The organism is Streptomyces sp. NBC_00122, from assembly GCF_045160845.1.
Taxonomy (GTDB): Bacteria; Actinomycetota; Actinomycetes; order Streptomycetales; family Streptomycetaceae; genus Streptomyces.
The window spans coordinates 3,281,434-3,301,764 of record NZ_CP108191.1; the positions used below are offsets into that span (position 1 = coordinate 3,281,434).

Genomic DNA, 20,331 nt, shown 5'->3' on the forward strand with positions numbered 1-20,331 from the left:
CGTGCCGTAAGCCTGCGGCGGTCCTGGGGTGGCGCGCGGCCGGATGCCCCGTTCGGGTGCGGCGCCCGCGGCCGGACTCCGCGCCCCGGACCCCGCGCCGTCAGGGCCGATGCCGTGGGTTGCGCGTAAGGGGGGCCTAAAGATTGAGTCGCATCGACTCAGCTCTGTTGACGTCCGCGCGGCGATGCGGCATGGTTGAGTCTGTTGCACTCAAGTCAGCTGGAGGAATCAAAATGGCACGTGCGGTCGGCATCGACCTGGGCACCACTAACTCCGTCGTCAGCGTTCTGGAAGGCGGGGAGCCCACCGTCATCACCAACGCCGAGGGCGCCAGGACCACGCCGTCCGTCGTCGCCTTCGCCAAGAACGGTGAGGTCCTCGTCGGCGAGGTGGCCAAGCGCCAGGCGGTCACGAACGTGGACCGGACCATCCGCTCCGTCAAGCGCCACATGGGCACTGACTGGAAGATCAACCTGGATGGCAAGGACTTCAACCCGCAGCAGATGAGCGCCTTCATCCTGCAGAAGCTGAAGCGCGACGCCGAGGCGTACCTGGGCGAGAAGGTCACGGACGCGGTCATCACCGTCCCGGCCTACTTCAACGACTCCGAGCGTCAGGCGACGAAGGAGGCCGGTGAGATCGCGGGTCTGAACGTCCTGCGCATCGTCAACGAGCCGACCGCCGCCGCTCTGGCCTACGGTCTCGACAAGGACGACCAGACCATCCTCGTCTTCGACCTCGGTGGCGGCACCTTCGACGTGTCGCTCCTCGAGATCGGCGACGGTGTCGTCGAGGTCAAGGCCACCAACGGTGACAACCACCTCGGTGGCGACGACTGGGACCAGCGCGTCGTCGACTACCTCGTGAAGCAGTTCGTGGGCGGCCACGGCGTCGACCTGTCCAAGGACAAGATGGCGCTCCAGCGTCTGCGCGAGGCCGCGGAGAAGGCGAAGATCGAGCTGTCCTCCTCCACGGAGACCTCGATCAACCTGCCGTACATCACGGCGTCCGCCGAGGGCCCGCTGCACCTGGACGAGAAGCTCACGCGCTCGCAGTTCCAGCAGCTGACCGCGGACCTGCTCGACCGCTGCAAGACCCCGTTCCACAACGTCATCAAGGACGCGGGCATCAACCTGTCCGAGATCGACCACGTGGTCCTGGTCGGCGGCTCCACCCGTATGCCGGCCGTCGCCGAGCTCGTCAAGGAGCTCACCGGCGGTCAGGACGCCAACAAGGGCGTCAACCCGGACGAGGTCGTCGCCATCGGCGCCACCCTCCAGGCCGGTGTGCTCAAGGGTGAGGTCAAGGACGTCCTGCTCCTCGACGTGACCCCGCTGTCCCTGGGTATCGAGACCAAGGGCGGCATCATGACCAAGCTGATCGAGCGCAACACGACCATCCCGACCAAGCGGTCGGAGATCTTCACGACGGCCGAGGACAACCAGCCGTCCGTGCAGATCCAGGTCTACCAGGGCGAGCGCGAGATCGCGGCGTACAACAAGAAGCTCGGCATGTTCGAGCTGACCGGCCTGCCCCCGGCCCCGCGTGGCGTCCCGCAGATCGAGGTCTCCTTCGACATCGACGCGAACGGCATCATGCACGTCACGGCCAAGGACCTCGGCACGGGCAAGGAGCAGAAGATGACCGTCACCGGCGGCTCTTCGCTCGGCAAGGACGAGGTCGACCGCATGCGCCAGGAGGCGGAGCAGTACGCGGACGAGGACCTGCGTCGCAAGGAGGCGGCCGAGTCCCGCAACCAGGGCGAGCAGCTCGTCTACCAGACGGAGAAGTTCGTCAAGGACAACGAGGACAAGGTTCCGGCCGACGTCCGCACCGAGGTCGAGGCCGCCGTCGCCGAGCTGAAGGAGAAGCTCAAGGGCGAGGACACCGCCGAGATCCGTACCGCGACCGAGAAGCTCGCCGCGGTCAGCCAGAAGCTCGGCCAGGCCATCTACGCCGACGCCCAGGCCGCGCAGGGCGCCGCCGGCGCCGCTGCCGGTGACGCGGGCCAGGCGAAGGCCGACGACGACGTCGTCGACGCCGAGATCGTCGACGACGAGAAGCCGAAGGGCGGCGCTGCCTGATGTCGGAGGAGACCCCGGGTTTCGAGGAGAAGCCCGACGTCCCCGTCGACGGCACGTCCGACGAGCCGAAGGCCGCCGACTCCGCCAAGGAGGAGGCGGCGGCCCCGGCCGGGGACTCCGCACCGGATGTGGCCCTGCTGGCGCAGCTGGACCAGGCCCGTACGGCGCTCGGTGAGCGGACCACGGACCTCCAGCGGCTCCAGGCGGAGTACCAGAACTACCGCCGCCGGGTGGAGCGGGACCGGATCACCGTCAAGGAGATCGCGGTCGCGTCCCTCCTGACGGAGTTGCTCCCGACCCTGGACGACATCGGCCGGGCGCGGGAGCATGGCGAGCTGGTCGGCGGTTTCAAGTCGGTGGCCGAATCGCTGGAGACCGTCGCCGCCAAGATGGGCCTGCAGCAGTTCGGCAAGGAGGGCGAGCCCTTCGACCCGACGATCCACGAGGCCCTGATGCACTCGTACGCGCCGGACGTCACCGAGGACACCTGCGTGGCGATCCTGCAGCCGGGGTACCGGATCGGCGAGCGTACGATCCGCCCCGCGCGGGTCGCGGTGGCCGAGCCCCAGCCGGGCGCGGCCCCCAAGTCCGAGTCGGGCGAGGCCGACACGCCGTCGGACAAGGACACGGATGCCCCCGACAAGGGCTGATGTTGAACCAGTAGAAGCACGAGAGGAGGGACACCGGGGATGAGCACGAAGGACTTCGTCGAGAAGGACTACTACAAGGTCCTCGGTGTCCCGAAGGACGCCACCGAGGCCGAGATCAAGAAGGCGTACCGGAAGCTCGCACGCGAGTTCCACCCGGACGCCAACAAGGGCGACACCTCCGCCGAGGAGCGCTTCAAGGAGATCTCCGAGGCGAACGACATCCTCGGCGACGCCAAGAAGCGCAAGGAGTACGACGAGGCGCGCGCCCTGTTCGGCAACGGTGGCTTCCGCCCCGGGCCGGGCGGGGCCGGCGGTTCGTTCAACTTCGACCTCGGCGACCTGTTCGGCGGCACCCAGCCGGGTGCCGGCGGCGCGGGCGGCGGCTTCGGCGGCGGCCTGGGCGATGTCTTCGGCGGCCTGTTCAACCGCGGCGCCGGGCCGGGTGCGGGAACCCGTACCCAGCCCCGCCGCGGCCAGGACATCGAGTCCGAGGTCACCCTCTCCTTCACGGAGGCGGTGGACGGGGCCACGGTCCCGCTCCGGATGTCCTCCCAGGCCCCCTGCAAGGCCTGCTCCGGCACCGGCGACAAGAACGGCACCCCCCGGGTGTGCCCGACCTGCGTCGGCACCGGCCAGGTCTCGCGGGGCAGCGGCGGCGGCTTCTCGCTGACCGACCCCTGCGCGGACTGCAAGGGCCGCGGCCTGATCGCCGAAACCCCCTGTGACGTCTGCAAGGGCAGCGGGCGCGCCCGCAGCTCGCGCACGATGCAGGTCCGGATCCCGGCGGGCGTCTCCGACGGCCAGCGCATCCGGCTGCGCGGCAAGGGTGCGCCCGGCGAGCGCGGCGGTCCGGGCGGTGACCTCTACGTCGTCGTGCACGTCGACTCCCACCCGGTGTTCGGCCGCAAGGACGACAACTTGACGGTGACCGTCCCGGTGACGTTCGCGGAGGCGGCGCTGGGCGCCGACATCAAGGTCCCGACACTGAACGGCCCCTCGGTGACGCTGAAGCTGCCGCCGGGCACTCCCAACGGCCGCACGATGCGGGCCCGCGGCAAGGGAGCGGTCCGCAAGGACGGCACCCGCGGCGACCTGCTGGTGACGGTGGAGGTCGCGGTCCCGGTCGAGCTGTCGGACAAGGCCCGCGAGGCGCTGGAGATGTACCGCGAGGCGACGGAGTCGCAGGACCCGCGCTCCGCGCTGTTCGAGTCCGCGAAGGGAGCATGACATGGACGGCCGCCGACGACAGTCCTCCCGCTTGGGTGGGGGCTACCAGCTCACCGACGAGACCCCGGTCTACGTGATCTCGGTGGCCGCCCAGCTCTCGGGTCTGCATCCGCAGACCCTGCGCCAGTACGACCGTCTCGGCCTGGTCTCCCCGGACCGTACGGCCGGGCGCGGCCGGCGCTACTCGGCCCGTGACATCGAGCTGCTCCGCACGGTGCAGGCGCTGTCCCAGGACGAGGGCATCAACCTGGCGGGCATCAAGCGGATCATCGAGCTGGAGAACCAGGTCGCCGCGCTCCAGCAGCGCGTGGCCGAACTCTCCGCAGCGGTGGACGGCGCGGCGGCCACGCTCCAGGCCCGCGAGGCCCAGGTGCACGCCTCCTACCGGCGCGACCTGGTCCCGTACCAGCCACCGGTGCCGGGCAACGCCCTGGTCGTCTGGCGGCCCAAGCGGCCGACGGACTGACGACGCGTGCGAAGGCCCCTCCCGGTGACCCGGGTGGGGCCTTCGGCGTACCCGGCGCCGCCGGCGCCGGTCAGAGCTGTGGATCCCGCCTGGGCCCCGAGACCTGGCCCAGGATCCCCGACTGGGCGATGAGGAAGCCGAGCTGGGCCCGGCTGCCGCTGCCCAGGGCGGAGGCCAGCTTGGCGATGTGCGCGCGGCAGGTCCGTACGTTCATGCCCAGGCGGCGCGCGATGGCCTCGTCCACGTGCCCCTCGACGAGGAGCTGGGCGATGGAGCGCTGCACGCCCGAGATCCCCGAGGGCGTCGGATCGTAGGGGATCTGCTCGTTGAGCGGGGTGGCCCGGCGCCACAGCTGCTCGAAGACCCGGGCCAGGTAGCGGACGAGCGCCGGGTGCCGCAGCTCCAGGGCGATCTGCTGGTCGTCGCTCGCGGGGATGAAGGCGACCGACTCGTCGCAGATGATGAGCCTCTCGACCAGCTCCTCCAACGTCCGGATCTCGACCTTCCCGCTGGCCATCCGGTCGACGTAGGCCATCGTTCCGCGGCTGTGGCGCACGGTGTGCTGGTAGAGGGTGCGCATGCTCACGCCACGCCGGATGAGCGGCTGGTCCCGCTCTATCGCCTGGTTCAGAATGTTCTCGGAACGCCCGCCGCCCGGCTGGATGGTGAGCATTTCCGCCTGACACTCGGCGGTGGCGACGTTGAGGGCCGCGTTGATCCTGTTGAATCCCTCCAGCACGGTGATCGCGTGGGTGGGCGCGGGAGTCAGCGCGCTGATGGCCATGAATGGCTCAAACGCTTCGGTGAGCTCGATGGAGGAGCGCCGGCGTTGCAGGATGTCCCGTTCCAGCGGGTGCAGCCGCTGTGCGAGTGCCACCGAAGGTGGAACCGGACGGAGCCAGTTGTCGTCGTCCGGGTCAGGGTGCAGCAGCGCGAATTCCAGCAGGCAGGGCGTCTGCTCGACCTCTTCGCGGGCTATGCGGCCGGAGCTGAGCGCGCTCGCGTACAACTCGGCCCCGAGATCGCACAGGTCCGTCACCGCATGGGGATGTGTCTGGTTCATCCGCATAATCGGCAAATCTCCCACCCCCAGGGTCCTGCATGTACAGGAACATGATGCATCGCCACGGTGGCAATGGCGTGGCTCGATAAGTCATCGTCTGAGATGCGGGGGAGAGGAATCCATCAAGTGAGGACAACGTCGACCATGTACAAGAAATTGCTTCGCTCGGTGGCTGCCATTGCTCTCTCTACGGCCGCTGCTGTCGGTGGAATCTCGCTCGCGCAGACCAGCTGGGGCGGTGCGCCCGCCGACAGCGGTTGGGGGGCCGGTGCCACCACCGGTGAGAGCGACAGTGGTTGGGGCAAGGTCGTGGCCGACAGTGGCTGGGGCCCCGCACCCAAGCCGGTTATGGGTGGGAAGTCTTCGGACGCATGACCCCCGACGACCGCGGCTTCCGCCGCGAAATGGCCTCCGCTTACCGGTCGGGATGGCAGTTCATCGACCTGGCCACGGCGATCCCGTTCCCCGGGGACTCGCTGATGGTCACCCTGTTCGGTCAGCCGATCGTCGTCGTGCGCGAGGAGGACGAGGACGTACGTGCCTACCGGTGCCTGCGCCGCCCGCGGGGCGCGCCGCAGCCCGTCCGCTGCGAGGTGCGCTACGGAATGGTCTTCGTCAATCTTGATCAGCGCGATCACCAGCTCTTCGAACCCGATATCACCACCGCCACCCCCCGCAGTGCCTGAAGCGATTCCCCCGTCGTTGCAGATCGCTCAGGCGCTACCCCCACACAACGGCGCCATCGTGGACCTGACCACGATGGCGCCGTTGTGATGTCCGCGTCCAGTCGCTGACCGGACAAGATTCGGACAGATGAGAATTCAACAATTCACGCGCGCCCCATGGCCCGGTCCAGAGTGATCTCCATGACGACCCGGTCGGGATTGGGCGAGGGCATCCGCCCGTAGCGCTCCGCGTAGCGCGCCACCGCTTCGGCGACCGCCGCCTCGTCCGTACGGATCACCGCGCGGCCCTCCAGGGTGGCCCAGCGGCGCCCTTCCATCTGGCACACCGCGACCCGCGCCCCGCCCGTCCCGCCGGCCTGGGCCGCCAGGATGTTGCGGACCTTCTTGCTGTGCTTGTTGCTGATCACCCGGGCCAGTCCGGCCTCCGGGTCGTAGGTCACGCCCACCGGCACCACGTGGGGCGTGCCGTCGGGACGCGGTGTGGTCAGCGTGCAGACGTGCCGCTCCCGCCAGAAGGCGAGGTATTCGGGCGTCGGGTTGAGTGCGTCATGGGACATGGCCCGAAGAGTACGACTCCCTGCCTTGAGTGGAATAGACTCAACTTTGCATAGGTTGTTCATGTCAGAGTTAGACAGAGTCGGTCAGGGTGCCGTCACCCCTTCCGGAGAGGAGAAGCCGCCCCGTGGACGCCGAGCTGACCAACAAGAGCCGAGCCGCGCTGAACGCGGCCACCAGCAGGGCCGTCAAGGACGGCCATGCCGATCTGACCCCCGCGCACCTCCTGCTGGCGCTCCTCGCCGGCGAGGACAACGAGAACATCACCGACCTGCTCGCGGCCTCGGACGCCGACCAGGCCGCCGTACGCGGCGGCGCGGAGCGGCTCCTGGCGGCCCTGCCCAGCGTCACCGGCTCCACGGTCGCGCCCCCGCAGCCCACCCGCGAGCTGCTCGCCGTACTCGCCGAGGCCGACGCCCGGGCGGGCGAGCTGGGCGACGACTACCTGTCCACCGAGCACCTGCTCATCGCCATCGCCGCCAAGGGCGGCGCGGCCGGCGAGCTGCTGTCCAACCAGGGGGCGAGCGCGAAGAAGCTGCTGGACGCCTTCGAGAACGCGAGAGGAGGGCGGCGGGTGACCACCCCCGACCCCGAGGGCCAGTACAAGGCTCTGGAGAAGTTCGGCACCGACTTCACGGCGGCCGCCCGCGACGGCAAGCTCGACCCGGTCATCGGCCGCGACCACGAGATCCGCCGCGTCGTGCAGGTGCTCTCGCGCCGTACGAAGAACAACCCTGTGCTCATCGGCGAGCCCGGCGTCGGCAAGACGGCCGTCGTCGAGGGACTGGCCCAGCGCATCGTCAAGGGCGACGTCCCCGAGTCCCTGAAGAACAAGCGGCTCGTCGCCCTGGACCTCGGAGCCATGGTCGCGGGCGCCAAGTACCGCGGCGAGTTCGAGGAACGGCTCAAGACCGTCCTCGCCGAGATCAAGTCCAGCGACGGCCAGATCATCACCTTCATCGACGAGCTGCACACGGTCGTCGGCGCGGGCGCCGGCGGCGACTCCGCCATGGACGCGGGCAACATGCTCAAGCCCATGCTGGCCCGCGGTGAGCTGCGCATGGTCGGCGCGACCACCCTCGACGAGTACCGCGAGCGCATCGAGAAGGACCCGGCGCTGGAGCGGCGCTTCCAGCAGGTGCTGGTCGCCGAGCCGTCCGTCGAGGACACCATCGCGATCCTGCGCGGGCTCAAGGGCCGCTACGAGGCCCACCACAAGGTCGTCATCAACGACAGCGCGCTCGTCGCGGCCGCGACCCTCTCCGACCGCTACATCACCTCCCGCTTCCTTCCCGACAAGGCCATCGACCTCGTCGACGAGGCCGCGTCCCGGCTGCGCATGGAGATCGACTCCTCGCCCCTGGAGATCGATGAGCTCCAGCGAGCGGTGGACCGGCTGCGGATGGAGGAGCTGGCGCTGAAGAACGAGTCCGACCCGGCCTCGCTGGAGCGCCTCGACAAGATCCGCAAGGACCTCGCGGACAAGGAGGAGGAGCTGCGCGGCCTGACCGCCCGCTGGGAGAAGGAGAAGCAGTCCCTCAACCGCGTCGGTGAGCTCAAGGAGCGCCTGGACGACCTGCGCGGCCAGGCCGAGCGCGCCCAGCGCGACGGGGACTTCGACACCGCCTCCAAGCTGCTCTACGGGGAGATCCCGGACCTGGAGCGCGAGCTGGCGGAGGCCACCGAGGCCGAGGCCGAGGTCTCCAGGGACACCATGGTCAAGGACGAGGTCGGCCCGGACGACATCGCGGACGTGGTCGGAGCCTGGACCGGCATCCCGGCGGGCCGGCTGCTGGAGGGCGAGACCCAGAAGCTGCTCCGCATGGAGGACGAGCTGGGCCGCCGCCTGATCGGCCAGAAGGAGGCCGTCCGGGCCGTGTCCGACGCCGTACGCCGCACCCGCGCAGGAATCGCCGACCCCGACCGCCCGACCGGCTCGTTCCTGTTCCTGGGCCCGACGGGCGTCGGCAAGACCGAGCTGGCCAAGGCGCTCGCGGACTTCCTGTTCGACGACGAGCGGGCCATGGTCCGCATCGACATGTCCGAGTACGGCGAGAAGCACAGCGTGGCCCGCCTCGTCGGAGCCCCGCCCGGCTACGTCGGCTACGAGGAGGGCGGCCAGCTCACCGAGGCCGTGCGCCGCCGCCCGTACAGCGTGGTGCTCCTGGACGAGGTCGAGAAGGCCCATCCCGAGGTCTTCGACATCCTGCTCCAGGTCCTGGACGACGGCCGCCTCACGGACGGCCAGGGCCGCACCGTGGACTTCCGCAACACGATCCTGATCCTCACGTCGAACCTGGGGAGCCAGTTCCTGATGAATCCGTCCACACCTGTGGACGAGAAGACGAAGCAGGTCCTGGACATGGTCAGGGCGAGCTTCAAGCCGGAGTTCCTGAACCGGCTGGACGACACCGTGGTCTTCTCCGCACTGGGCGAGGACGAGCTGGCGCACATCGCGCAGCTCCAGATCGGCCGTCTGGCGGCGCGCCTGGCCGACCGGCGCCTCGTTCTGGAGGTCACGCCCGAGGCCCTGGCCTGGCTGGCGGACAAGGGCAACGACCCGGCGTACGGTGCCCGGCCGCTGCGCCGCCTGATCCAGACGGCGATCGGCGACCGTCTCGCGAAGGAGATCCTCTCCGGCGAGGTCAGGGACGGCGACACCGTACGCGTCGACGTGGCGGGCGAAGACCTGCTGGTCGGCAAGGCGCTGTAGCCCTCCGGGCGGGGGCGGCGGGGCTCACATGTCGAAGGCCTCGACGGCCACGAGGACGCTCCCGTCGTCCCCGTGGCCGGACCCGAGGCCGACCCGCACGGAGACGGCGGTGCCCGCCGGCGGGTGGGAGGTGTCGGTGCTCACGCACCCGTTGTCGGCGCCGGCCGGGCAGGCCGAACCGGCGGACACCGTCGCGGGCGCCGTCGCGGGCGCCGTCGAGGGCGGCGTTGCGGGCGGTGCCCCGGGTGTCGTCGAGGGCGGTGTCGAGGGCGGCGCCCCGGGCGGCGTCGCGGGGCGGGACCGGGCGATCCACTCCCGGGCGGCCTCCGCGTCCATCCGGAACGTGCCGGTGTAGGTCGTGTCCATCCACCGGCTGCGCTCGCACGCCGCGTCCCGCGCGCCCTGCGGCGCGGGGAGCCGCGCGAAGGCGAAGGCCTCCGCGCAGTCGACCGGCTCGGGCTCGCCCGGAAGGTGGTTCATCCATGAGACGGCGATCCATCCCGCCAGGCACAGGAATCCCGCGCACAGCAGCAGCGGCACCGCGATAACGGCCTTCACCAGGCGTGATCCGGACATGTTCCCCCTCGGTCGGCCCACTCGTGTCCGCCCGGAGCGGATCGTAGCCGTCAAGGTGGACACGAGGAGGGCGAGATGGGGGAGGATGCATGTATCCGCACGAAGGGAAGTACACGGTGAGCATCGACCCGGCCTCGATTCCGAACTTCGGAGGGCAGCAGCCCGATCCGCAGGCCACAGGACCCGCGGGCCCCGTCGTCCCCGACCAGGATCTGGTCAAGCAGCTGCTGGAGCAGATGGAGCTCAAGTACGTCGTCGACGACGAGGGTGACCTCGCGGCGCCGTGGGAGGAGTTCCGCACCTACTTCATGTTCCGCGGCGAGGACGAGCAGCAGGTTTTCTCGGTGCGGACCTTCTACGACCGTCCGCACAAGATCGAGGAGAAGCCTCAGCTTCTCGAATCGATCGATGACTGGAACCGTCGCACCCTGTGGCCGAAGGTCTACAGCCACACCCACGACGACGGCTCGGTCCGCCTGATCGGCGAGGCGCAGATGCTGATCGGCACCGGCGTCAACCTGGAGCACTTCGTGTCCTCCACGGTCAGCTGGGTCCGCGCCTCCATCGAATTCGACAAGTGGCTCGTCGAGCAGTTCGGCCTGGAGAAGGAGATCGACTCCGCCGACGGCGACGACGAGAAGAACGGCGACGACAGCCAGTAGTCGGCGGTCTCGCTCACAGAGGTACGCGCGCCACGAGCAGCAGGTACAGCCCGTAGCCGTAACCGAGCCCGGCCAGCACCGCGGTCACCACGACCGCGGTGCGGGGCCGGGCTCTGGCCATGACGGCCGCCACGGGCAGCAGCAGCGGGAAGGCCGGCAGCAGGAACCGGGGCTTCGATTCGAAGAAACCGGCTCCGCCGTAGGCGATCAACAGCAGCACCCCGGTGTAGACGAGCAGCGCCGGCGGGGTCCGGTCCAGCACCAGCAGGACCGCCAGCAGCCCGGCCGCGGCCAGCAGCACCACGGTGACGGTGGTGGCGAGCGGCACGTGCCCGCCGGTCAGCACCCGCTCCGCGGAGCGCAGGGCGCCCTGCCCGAAGTCGAAGCGGGAGCCCCAGTGCCGCTGCACGTCGAAGTAGCCGCCGACGGGATCGCCCGTCCGTGCCCCGACGGCCAGCACGTACGCCGCCCAGCCCGCCGGGGCCAGCAGCCCGGCCACCCACACCTCGGGCGCGCGGGATCCCCGTACGAGGACGGCGTACAGGGCCGTGGCCGAGACCGCGGCCGCGACGGCGAGCCCGGTGGGCCGGGTCAGCCCGGCGAGCACGGCCAGGCCCGCCGCCCACAGCCAGCGGTCCCGCAGCAGGGCGTGGAGCGTCCAGGCGGCGAGCGCGGCCAGCAGCCCCTCGGTGTAGGCGAGGGTCAGCACCACGGAGTGCGGCAGCGCCGCCCACAGCCCCACGAGCAGCAGCCCGCCGCGCGGGCCGATCACCCGCTCCCCGACCCGGTAGACCCCGACGGCGGCCGCGGCGGCGCAGACCCAGGCGACCAGGAGCCCGGCGGGGACGAGCCCGCCGGGCAGGACGGCGGATACGAGCCGTATCAGCGTCGGGTAGAGCGGGAAGAAGGCGTAGTCGCTCTGGATGGAGCCGGTCGCGGGCCACATCAGGGTCCGGCCGTAGCCGTGGGCCGCGATCCCCAGGTACCAGGCGGAGTCCCAGGACTGGCCGAGAACCCGGAGGGGATCCCGTCCGGCCCACCAGGACCCGAGGGTGACGACCAGTACCCCGGCGCCGCGTACGGCGGCGAACACTCCGAGCGCGAGGACCGTCGTCGGCGCGGCCGACCGGACCGCCCTGACCGCGCGGATCTCCAGGGGTGACGCGGACACGGAGGCTCTGCCCGTTGCCATGTATCCCGACTTTCCCGCTCTTCGTGAGTACGCTCATCTGATGATGAGAGCTTCGGGCACCTTCAAGGTCGTCAGCTTCACACCGGCTTCACTCACCCCGCAACCACATGTGGAAACCGGTCTCCCGGTGGGCGTCGCCACGATGGAGAAGCGTTACGCGGGCGACACCTTGACGGGCCACTCGTCCACGCTCTTCACGGCCGCGTTCGACCAGGAGGCGGGCGTCGGCAGCTACGTCGCGATGGAGTCCTTCGAAGGCGCCCTCGACGGCCGCCAGGGCGCCTTCAACTTCGTCCACTCGGCCGCCACCGACGGCGGACCGTCCCGTGCCGCGGAACACTTCGCGATCGTCCCGGGCAGCGGTACGGCCGCACTGACCGGCATCACGGGCGCGGGCGGTCTGCGCGTGGACGAGGACGGCACGCACCGCATCTGGTTCGACTACGAGCTCCCGCCCGCCTGAGCGGCTCAGGTGCCTGCCCGGAGGCGGCTCAGGCGGGCCGCGGCCTCGCGGAGGACCTCGGTCTTCTTGCAGAACGCCCAGCGGACCTGGGTCGCTCCGGCGGCCTTGTCGTCGTAGAAGACCTGGTTCGGGATGGCGACCACGCCGCAGCGCTCGGGCAGGGCGCGGCAGAAGGCGAGACCGTCCTTCTCGCCGAGCGGGGTGATGTCCGTGGTGATGAAGTACGTGCCCTGCGGGCGGAAGACCTCGAAGCCGGCGGCCGTGAGGCCGTCGGCGAGGACGTCGCGCTTGGCGGCCAGGTCGGCGCGGAAGGCCTCGTAGTACGTGTCGGGAAGGGCGAGGGCCTCGGCGATCGCGTACTGGAAGGGGCCCGAGGAGACGTAGGTCAGGAACTGCTTCGCCGAGCGGACCGCCGTGACCAGTTCCGGGGGCGCGGTGACCCAGCCGACCTTCCAGCCCGTGAACGAGAAGCTCTTCCCGGCGGACGAGATGGTGACCGTGCGCTCGCGCATGCCCGGGAAGCCCGCCAGCGGGGTGTGGGCGCCCTCGAAGACCAGGTGCTCGTACACCTCGTCCGTGATCACGAGGAGGTCGCGCTCCACGGCGAGGGCGGCGACGGCGGACAGCTCCTCGCGGGTCAGGACCGTGCCCGTCGGATTGTGGGGGGTGTTCAGCAGGATCAGCCGGGTGCGGGGGGTGACCGCGGCGCGCAGTTCGTCCAGATCGAGGGCGAAGGCCCCGGCGTGCGGGCGCAGCGTCACCGGGACGCGTACCGCGCCGGCCATCGCGATGCAGGCCGCGTACGAGTCGTAGTACGGCTCCAGGGCGATGACCTCGTCGCCCGGTTCGAGGAGGGCGAGCAGAGCGGCGGCGATGGCCTCCGTGGCGCCCGCCGTGACCAGGACCTCGGTGTCGGGGTCGTAGGCCAGGCCGTAGAAGCGCTGCTGGTGCGCGGCGATCGCGGCGCGCAGTTCAGGGATGCCGGGGCCCGGCGGGTACTGGTTGCCGAGGCCCGTGAGGACCGCGTGGGAGGCCGCCTCGGCGATCTCGGCGGGGCCGTCCGTGTCGGGGAAGCCCTGGCCCAGGTTGATCGACCCGGTGCGGGCGGCCAGCGCCGACATCTCCGCGAAGATCGTGGTGCCGAAGGCCGCCAGTCGGCGGTTCAGGAAGGGGCGGTCGCTGCTCACGGGTGCGCTCATGGGCGCCATCCTGAGGGGAACCTCTGGAGTTGCTCAAGTGTGCTTTGGGCCGCGTGGCTTGCGGGCATCCCCCCTTCACGCGGGACGCGGGGATCCCGCCCCCCGGGAAGACCGGGGTGTGAGAGAGGGGGCGGGCATCGTGTTCGTCTTCATTGTGATCGGGCTTCTGTTCGTCGGAGTCGTCGTAGTCGTCGTGACCGTGGCGGTGCGTTCGGCCAAGAACGGGTTCTCGTCCGGCGGCTCCAGCAGCAACAGCAGCTGGTGGGCGGGTGGGGGCGGCTCGTCGTCGAGTTCGTCCTGCGGCGGATCGTCCTCCTGCGGATCCTCCTCGTCCTGCGGCGGATCGTCGTCCTGCGGCGGCGGGGGGTGCGGTTCCAGCTGACACGGGGCAGCCGGTACCGCGCCGACGAGGGCGCCCGACGGGTCTGACTTCCGCCGGGCGCCTTCTCCTGCCCGGCTCCTGCCCGTCTTCCGCCGGTCTCCCGCCGGTCCTGCGCGCCCATGCAGCACGACGCGCGGGACGCAACTTGTTGAACACGTGAACTGCGAAGCCCCCGGGGGGATGTAAACCCCGTCAACTTGGGTAAAACGGCTGTGAGTGCCGTGCCTTTCATGATTCCCTCGGTTGAGTAGACCAGTCCCCGGACCTCCCGGGACTTCCTGTGGACCCGTGCCGGTGTCCCCCCACCCGTTGACTACCGCTGGCGGGCCCCGGCCCATCTCCCTCGCGCGTTTGCGGAGCCGACTCATGCTCACGACCCTCCAGACCACCTATACCGACACGCGTGCCGCCGACCTCGCCTGGGCCCTGGGTCGGGACCGGCTGCCCGCCCTGGCCGTACTGAACCTCGAACTGTCAGGCGCAAAGGTCGAGTTGCGCCTGCTCGGGGCCTCTCATCAGGTGCTCCTGGAGGAGGGGAAGGTGCTCTGCTCGGAGACGGTCGCCTGCATGCCCGGCAGCAGTACGCCGCTGCCGCTCGGCGTGGCCAAGCGGGTGGGCGACTGGGAGTACGAGTTCGCCGCGCGGGTCGAGACGCTGTCCCGCGGGTCCTTCGCGGGACGGGCCCAGGAACTGCTCGCGCTGGTCGCCGACCACCCGAACGGACTAGCGGGCACCTTCCCGGGCAGTCCGCACGCCTTCACCGCCCTGCTCGCGCAGCGATACGAGGGCCAGGTGCGCTGGCGGACCTGGCACGCGTACCCGCAGGAGGGTCAGCTGGTGGCCACCCGGACCCGGGTCGCCGTACGGACCGGGGCCCCGGACACGGCCGCCGCGGAGACGCGCGCGCTGACCTAGGGGCGGCTCGGGGCGGCCCGGAGCGTGTCGGCGCCAGGCGGCGGTGCGGGGCCCCGACGTTGCGGCGCGGTTACTCCAACTGGCTGGATCAGTAAGTCACTTGCACCCATGTGGGTGACCGGGTGTGAGTGGGTGGTGACGTACGGTTCGGTTCATGATCGACCGTTCCGTCCCGCGTCGGGTGCTCCCGGCTCCGGAGCCGCGGGGCGTGGCGACCGTCCCGGCCGCCCTGCCCGTACGGCCCGGGACCGGCCGACTCCTCGTCCTGGCCACCGTGTTCGTGTGCGCCGCCTGCGGCCTCGTATACGAACTGGAGCTGCTCGCCCTCGGCTCCTACCTCATCGGCGATTCCGTCACCCAGGCGTCGGTCGTGCTGTCCGTCATGGTCTTCGCCATGGGTGTCGGATCCCTGCTCGCCAAACGGCTGCGGCACCGGCCCGCATTCGGTTTCGCCGCCATCGAGGCCGGGCTGGCCCTGCTCGGCGGCCTCTCGGCCGTGGCGCTGTACGCGAGCTTCGCCTGGCTGGGGGAGTCCCGGCCCGCGCTCGTCGCGTTCTCGTTCGCCATCGGCGTCCTCATCGGCGCCGAGATCCCGCTGCTGATGGTCCTCATCCAGCGCATCCGCCGGCAGGACGCGGGCGGGGCCGTCGCCGACCTGTTCGCCGCCGACTACGTGGGCGCCCTCGTCGGCGGCCTCGCCTTCCCGTTCCTGCTGCTGCCCGTGCTCGGCCAGCTCACCGGCGCGATGCTCACCGGCACCGTCAACGCGCTCGTCGGCGGCGGGCTGGTGCTGTGGCTGTTCCGCCGCGACCTGAGCCGGCGCGCCCGGTGGACGCTGATCGTCGCGAACGTGACCGTGCTTTCCGTACTCGCCTGCGCGACCGTCCTCGCCGACGACTTCGAGCGGGTGGCCCGCCGCGCCGTCTACGGCGGGGAGGTGCGGGTCGCCGTCCAGACCGGCGTGCAGGAACTGGTCCTCACCGGGCCGCGGACCGGCTCCCCGCGCTCCCTCGACCTGTACCTCGACGGGCGGCTGCGGGTCAGCGGCTACGACGAGTACCGCTACCACGAGGCCCTCGTCCACCCCGCCATGACCGGCCCGCACGCCCGGGTCCTGGTCCTCGGCGGCGGCGACGGCCTCGCCGCCCGGGAGGTGCTGCGCTACCGGGACGTCGCCTCGGTCACCGTCGTCGAGCTCGACCCCGGGGTGGTCCGGCTCGCCCGCACCGACCCGATGCTCTCCGCGCTCAACGCCGGGGCGTACGGGGACCCGCGCGTCGGGGTCGTCACGCAGGACGCGTTCCGCTGGCTGCGCGGGCCGGCCGCCCGGGAACGGTTCGACGTCATCGTCTCCGACCTCCCCGACCCGGGCATCACCCCGAGCACGAAGCTCTACTCGCAGGAGTTCTACGGGCTGGCCGCGCGGGCGCTGCGGCCCGGGGGCCGGATCGCCGTACACGCCGGGCCGCTGGCCTCGCGCCCGCGTACGTACTGGACCGTCGAGTCCACCCTGCGCGCGGCGGGCCTGCGGACCTCGCCCTACAGCGCGGGCGGACGCCTCTCGGGTTTCGCCGCCGGACCCGACCGCACGCCGCTGGGCGTCAGCGACGCGCCACCGCAGGACTGGGGCTTCGTACTGGCCTCCCGAGAGCAGGCGCCGCCGCTGCGCGTGGACCGCGACACGCCGGGGCTGCGCTCGCTGTCGACCGGCTCGCTGCGGGATGCCGCGCGCGACGCGGAGCGGACCCGGATGGACGGGCTCCCGCCGTCGACCCTGCCGCACCCGCGGTATTCGTGACCGGGTGCGGGTCTCGTCGGTAGGCTCGTCCGCATGGAGCATCAGGTGTTCGTTCCGGTACCGGCAGACAGCCTCCGCGCCGTGCTGCGCGACCCCGTCCGGGTGGCCCGTTGCGTGCCGGGACTCCAGCAGGACGCCGACGCCGAGTCCGGACCGCTGTCGGGCCGGCTGAAGGTCCGGGTCGGCGGGCACACCGTGACCTACCGGGGCGCCCTGTCCGTCACCGAGCGTGACCCGGGCCACTTCGCCGTCGACGGCGAGGGCACGGAGGTCCGGGGCAGCGGGACCGTGAAGCTGGCCCTCGTGCTGCGGCTGACCCCGCAGGGGGACGGGACCCGGCTGGACTTCACCGCGGCAGGCACCGCCGACGGGCGCGCCGCGGGCTTCACCGCCGAGGCCACGGCCGCCGCCGTGCAGCGGCTGCTGGAGCGGACCGCCGAGCAGCTTGCGGCGGTGGCGGAGCCCGGAGCGGCCGGAGCGGGCCTGGCGGCCGGAGCCGCCGCCGGTGCGGACGACACCGACGGGGCCGACGAGGCCGACCCCGTGGCCGAGGCCGAGGACATCGAGGGCGCCGGGGCCGACGGGGACGCGGCGGACGGCGACGACGTCACCGAGGTCACCGCCTCCGTGTTCGAGACCGAGGTGCCCCCGCCGTCCCTCGATCCTTTCCTGGCCGGCGGGTTCGACGAACAGGCTGATGTGCCGGGGCCGCCGGCCGAGGCCGCCCACGCCCGCCGCACGATGATCGGCCGCAGCGCCGAGGAGGTGGACCACGCGCCCCCGCGCGGCCGGTACGCCCCCGTGCCCCCGCCCGCCGCCACCACGACCAAGGACAACCTGCGCTGGCTCGCTCCGGCCGCCGCTCTCGCCGTGGCCTCGGCGGTCGTCCTCGGCCGGGCCCTGCGCCGCCGCCGCTGAGCCCGTACGGGCGGCACCCGGCACCCCACTAGGGTCGACCGCATGAGTACGCAACTGAGCGCCGGCGGCGCCGAGGTGACTGTCGACCAGGAGAACGGCTGCCGGATCAGCAGTCTGCGCATCGACGGGACGGAGCTGCTGCGCGAGGGCCCGCACTACGGGTCCTTCCCGATGGTGCCGTGGTGCGGCCGGACCGGGAACGGCCAGTTCCGGGACGGGGCGAAGGTCCACCAGCTCCCGCTCAACCACCCGCCGCACGCCCTGCACGGCTTCGGCCGGGACGCGGCCTGGCGCCGGGCCCGTGCCACCGGCACCGACGCGGTGTTCACGTACGACCTCGTCGACCCGTGGCCCTACCCCGGCCGCGTCACCCAGATCTTCGAGCTGTCGCCGGACGCGCTGACCCTCACCATGGGCGTCGAGACGTACGGGGACTCCTTCCCGGCCCAGGCCGGCTGGCACCCCTGGTTCCGGCGCGACCTCGGGCTCGGCGGCGGGGACGTGAGCATCGGCTTCGACCCCGCCTGGCAGGAGGAGCGCGGCGAGGACCACCTCCCCACCGGCAACCGCATCGACCCGAAGCCCGGCCCCTGGGACGACTGCTTCGGCATGCCCGACGGAGTGGACGTCACCCTGACCTGGCCCGGCGCGCTGGAGCTGAGGCTCACCAGCCGGTCCGAATGGGTGGTCGTGTACGACGAGCAGCCCGAGGCCGTGTGCGTCGAACCGCAGTCGGGCCCGCCGAACGGGCTGAACACCCTGCCGCGCCTGATCACCCCGGTGGACCCGCTGGAGATCTCCACGACCTGGACGTGGCGGCGGCTCGCCTAGTGCCCAATTAAGCTCGGGGTCATGAGTGACGTACGCGATGCGCTTCTGCAGCAGATCAAGGACAAGGCCGTCGTGCACGGCAAGGTGACCCTCTCCTCCGGCCGGGAAGCCGACTACTACATCGACCTCCGCCGGGTCACCCTCGACGGCGAGGCGGCCCCGCTGGTCGGTCAGGTCATGCTCGACCTCACCGCCGAACTCGACTTCGACTGCGTCGGCGGTCTGACCCTGGGTGCCGACCCGGTCGCGACCTCGATGCTGCACGCCTCCGCGGCGCGCGGCGGCCGCCTGGACGCCTTCGTCGTCCGCAAGGCGCAGAAGGCCCACGGCATGCAGCGCCGCATCGAGGGCACCGACGTCAAGGGCAAGCGCTGCCTGGTGGTCGAGGACACCTCGACCACCGGCGGGTCCCCGCTGACCGCCGTCGAGGCGGTCCGCGAGGCCGGCGGCGAGGTCGTCGCGGTCGCCACGATCGTGGACCGCGGCGCGGCCGACGCCATCGCCGAGGCGGGGCTCCCGTACCTCACCGGTTACCGCCTGGAGGACCTCGGTCTCTCCTAGGCCTCAGGGACAGGTCTCAGGGTCCGGACGCCCTCGTTCCGGCCTCGGCGGAACTGGTGGCGATGGCCCTTCGATTGCTCTGAGTGGGTTCTGACCTGCTCTTTTTCGGCGGGCCGGGATGTTTCACGTGAAACATCCCGGCCCGTTCGGCTTGCACGTGGCGACCGGCGGGGTGGAGTGTCGCGCGGAGTCTGGAAAGATGGGCGCGACGATGACGTCGCCCCCAGGTCAGGGCCCGCAATAAGCACACTCCCCGCACATCCAAGGAGCGGTAGATGCCCATCGCAACCCCCGAGGTCTACAACGAGATGCTCGACCGGGCGAAGGCAGGAAAGTTCGCCTACCCGGCCATCAACGTGACCTCTTCCCAGACCCTGCACGCTGCGCTGCGCGGCTTCGCGGAGGCCGAGAGCGACGGCATCATCCAGATCTCCACCGGTGGTGCGGAGTTCCTGGGTGGCCAGTACAGCAAGGACATGGTCACCGGCGCGGTCGCCCTGGCCGAGTTCGCGCACATCGTCGCGGCGAAGTACGGCATCACGGTCGCGCTGCACACCGACCATTGCCCCAAGGACAAGCTGGACGGCTACGTACGTCCGCTCCTTGAGGTCTCGGCCGAGCGCGTGGCCCGCGGTCTGAACCCGCTCTTCCAGTCGCACATGTGGGACGGTTCCGCCGAGACCCTGGCCGACAACCTGGCCATCGGCCAGGAGCTGCTCGCCAAGGCCGCCGCCGCGAAGATCATCCTTGAGGTCGAGATCACCCCGACCGGCGGCGAGGAGGACGGCGTCAGCCACGAGATCAACGACGAGCTGTACACCACCGTCGAGGACGCGATCCGCACCGCCGAGGCCCTGGGCCTGGGTGAGAAGGGCCGCTACCTGCTGGCCGCCTCCTTCGGCAACGTCCACGGCGTCTACAAGCCGGGCAACGTGGTCCTGCGTCCCGAGCTCCTCAAGGACCTCCAGGCGGGCGTCGCCGAGAAGTACGGCAAGGCTTCGCCGTTCGACTTCGTCTTCCACGGCGGCTCGGGCTCCACGGCCGAGGAGATCGCCACCGCGCTGGAGAACGGCGTCGTGAAGATGAACCTCGACACCGACACCCAGTACGCCTTCACCCGCCCGGTCGTGGACCACATGTTCACCAACTACGCCGGCGTTCTGAAGGTCGACGGCGAGGTCGGCACGAAGTCCAAGTACGACCCGCGCACCTGGGGCAAGGCCGCCGAGGCCGGCATGGCCGCGCGTGTCACCGAGGCGTGCGCGAACCTGCGCTCCACGGGCACGAAGCTGAAGTAGTCCCGAGGCACGACGTAGCGAAGGGCCCGGCCCCGTCCCACACCACGGCGGCCGGGCCCTTCGGCGTTTCCCCCCGGTCCGCCCCGGACCCC

At 71.0% G+C, this 20,331-nt stretch carries 20 protein-coding genes; 15 read left to right on the forward strand and 5 right to left on the reverse strand.

Going from position 1 to position 20,331, the window contains the following annotated elements:
- Positions 1–233 precede the first annotated feature (233 nt).
- The 4 genes from dnaK to OG737_RS15610 are packed head-to-tail and all read left to right on the forward strand — an operon-like array spanning position 234 to position 4,427.
- Positions 234–2,084: a molecular chaperone DnaK gene (dnaK, locus tag OG737_RS15595; protein WP_328926779.1), complete on the forward strand. Its 1,851-nt coding sequence runs from the start codon at positions 234–236 to the stop codon at positions 2,082–2,084.
- Complete coding sequence (grpE, locus tag OG737_RS15600) at positions 2,084–2,734, forward strand: nucleotide exchange factor GrpE (RefSeq protein ID WP_328926780.1); 651 nt, start codon at positions 2,084–2,086, stop codon at positions 2,732–2,734. The genes dnaK and grpE overlap by 1 nt, the downstream gene beginning before the upstream one ends.
- Positions 2,735–2,773: 39 nt before the next feature.
- Entirely contained in the window at positions 2,774–3,961 is a 1,188-nt protein-coding gene (gene dnaJ, locus OG737_RS15605) for a molecular chaperone DnaJ (protein ID WP_328926781.1), read from the forward strand.
- Position 3,962: 1 nt separating this feature from the next.
- Positions 3,963–4,427 carry a heat shock protein transcriptional repressor HspR gene (locus tag OG737_RS15610; RefSeq protein WP_328926782.1) on the forward strand — a complete coding sequence of 155 codons (465 nt, stop codon included), beginning with the start codon at positions 3,963–3,965 and terminating at the stop codon, positions 4,425–4,427.
- Between the two features lie 70 nt (positions 4,428–4,497).
- Here OG737_RS15610 and OG737_RS15615 read toward each other — a convergent pair whose 3' ends face one another.
- Positions 4,498–5,490: a helix-turn-helix transcriptional regulator gene (locus OG737_RS15615; RefSeq protein WP_328926783.1), complete on the reverse strand. Its 993-nt coding sequence runs from the start codon at positions 5,488–5,490 to the stop codon at positions 4,498–4,500.
- Between the two features lie 371 nt (positions 5,491–5,861).
- Here OG737_RS15615 and OG737_RS15620 point away from each other — a divergent pair, with 371 nt between their 5' ends.
- Positions 5,862–6,176, forward strand: coding sequence for a (2Fe-2S)-binding protein (locus tag OG737_RS15620; RefSeq protein ID WP_328926784.1), 315 nt, complete (start codon positions 5,862–5,864; stop codon positions 6,174–6,176).
- Between the two features lie 143 nt (positions 6,177–6,319).
- Here OG737_RS15620 and OG737_RS15625 read toward each other — a convergent pair whose 3' ends face one another.
- Positions 6,320–6,733: a TIGR03618 family F420-dependent PPOX class oxidoreductase gene (locus OG737_RS15625; RefSeq protein ID WP_328926785.1), complete on the reverse strand. Its 414-nt coding sequence runs from the start codon at positions 6,731–6,733 to the stop codon at positions 6,320–6,322.
- A 125-nt stretch (positions 6,734–6,858) separates the two neighbouring features.
- Between OG737_RS15625 and clpB the strand changes: the two genes are divergently transcribed.
- Positions 6,859–9,444 carry an ATP-dependent chaperone ClpB gene (gene clpB / locus OG737_RS15630; RefSeq protein WP_328926786.1) on the forward strand — a complete coding sequence of 862 codons (2,586 nt, stop codon included), beginning with the start codon at positions 6,859–6,861 and terminating at the stop codon, positions 9,442–9,444.
- Between the two features lie 24 nt (positions 9,445–9,468).
- Here the strand turns inward: clpB and OG737_RS15635 are convergent, their stop codons facing one another.
- Positions 9,469–10,020, reverse strand: coding sequence for a hypothetical protein (locus OG737_RS15635; protein ID WP_405921637.1), 552 nt, complete (start codon positions 10,018–10,020; stop codon positions 9,469–9,471).
- 116 nt (positions 10,021–10,136) lie between these two features.
- On the opposite strand from OG737_RS15635, the gene OG737_RS15640 reads away from it, so the two are divergent.
- Entirely contained in the window at positions 10,137–10,682 is a 546-nt protein-coding gene (locus tag OG737_RS15640) for a YbjN domain-containing protein (protein ID WP_328930358.1), read from the forward strand.
- A gap of 13 nt (positions 10,683–10,695) precedes the next feature.
- Here the strand turns inward: OG737_RS15640 and OG737_RS15645 are convergent, their stop codons facing one another.
- A complete protein-coding gene (locus tag OG737_RS15645; protein ID WP_405921638.1) occupies positions 10,696–11,874 on the reverse strand; it encodes a hypothetical protein in 1,179 nt (392 codons plus the stop codon).
- Positions 11,875–11,917: 43 nt separating this feature from the next.
- Here OG737_RS15645 and OG737_RS15650 point away from each other — a divergent pair, with 43 nt between their 5' ends.
- Positions 11,918–12,337, forward strand: a complete 420-nt coding sequence (locus OG737_RS15650) for a DUF3224 domain-containing protein (RefSeq protein WP_328930359.1) — start codon at positions 11,918–11,920, stop codon at positions 12,335–12,337.
- Positions 12,338–12,342: 5 nt separating this feature from the next.
- On the opposite strand, the gene OG737_RS15655 is transcribed toward OG737_RS15650, so the two are convergent.
- On the reverse strand, positions 12,343–13,545 hold the full coding sequence (locus OG737_RS15655) for a pyridoxal phosphate-dependent aminotransferase (RefSeq protein ID WP_405921639.1): 1,203 nt from the start codon (positions 13,543–13,545) through the stop codon (positions 12,343–12,345).
- A 252-nt stretch (positions 13,546–13,797) separates the two neighbouring features.
- Here OG737_RS15655 and OG737_RS15660 point away from each other — a divergent pair, with 252 nt between their 5' ends.
- The 7 genes from OG737_RS15660 to fbaA all read left to right on the forward strand — a co-directional run bounded on the left by OG737_RS15660 (position 13,798) and on the right by fbaA (position 20,239).
- Positions 13,798–13,965 (forward strand): hypothetical protein, encoded by a 168-nt coding sequence (locus tag OG737_RS15660; protein WP_328926790.1) that lies wholly within the window; start codon positions 13,798–13,800, stop codon positions 13,963–13,965.
- 319 nt (positions 13,966–14,284) lie between these two features.
- Complete coding sequence (locus OG737_RS15665) at positions 14,285–14,833, forward strand: DUF2617 family protein (RefSeq protein ID WP_328926791.1); 549 nt, start codon at positions 14,285–14,287, stop codon at positions 14,831–14,833.
- A 154-nt stretch (positions 14,834–14,987) separates the two neighbouring features.
- Positions 14,988–16,631 (forward strand): polyamine aminopropyltransferase, encoded by a 1,644-nt coding sequence (locus tag OG737_RS15670; protein WP_328926792.1) that lies wholly within the window; start codon positions 14,988–14,990, stop codon positions 16,629–16,631.
- Between the two features lie 33 nt (positions 16,632–16,664).
- Positions 16,665–17,549 carry an SRPBCC domain-containing protein gene (locus OG737_RS15675; protein ID WP_328926793.1) on the forward strand — a complete coding sequence of 295 codons (885 nt, stop codon included), beginning with the start codon at positions 16,665–16,667 and terminating at the stop codon, positions 17,547–17,549.
- A 42-nt stretch (positions 17,550–17,591) separates the two neighbouring features.
- On the forward strand, positions 17,592–18,380 hold the full coding sequence (locus tag OG737_RS15680; protein WP_328926794.1) for an aldose 1-epimerase: 789 nt from the start codon (positions 17,592–17,594) through the stop codon (positions 18,378–18,380).
- A 21-nt stretch (positions 18,381–18,401) separates the two neighbouring features.
- Positions 18,402–18,941, forward strand: coding sequence for an orotate phosphoribosyltransferase (gene pyrE / locus OG737_RS15685; RefSeq protein ID WP_328926795.1), 540 nt, complete (start codon positions 18,402–18,404; stop codon positions 18,939–18,941).
- A 275-nt stretch (positions 18,942–19,216) separates the two neighbouring features.
- Positions 19,217–20,239, forward strand: coding sequence for a class II fructose-bisphosphate aldolase (gene fbaA, locus OG737_RS15690; RefSeq protein WP_328926796.1), 1,023 nt, complete (start codon positions 19,217–19,219; stop codon positions 20,237–20,239).
- The last annotated feature ends 92 nt before the right edge of the window (positions 20,240–20,331 follow it).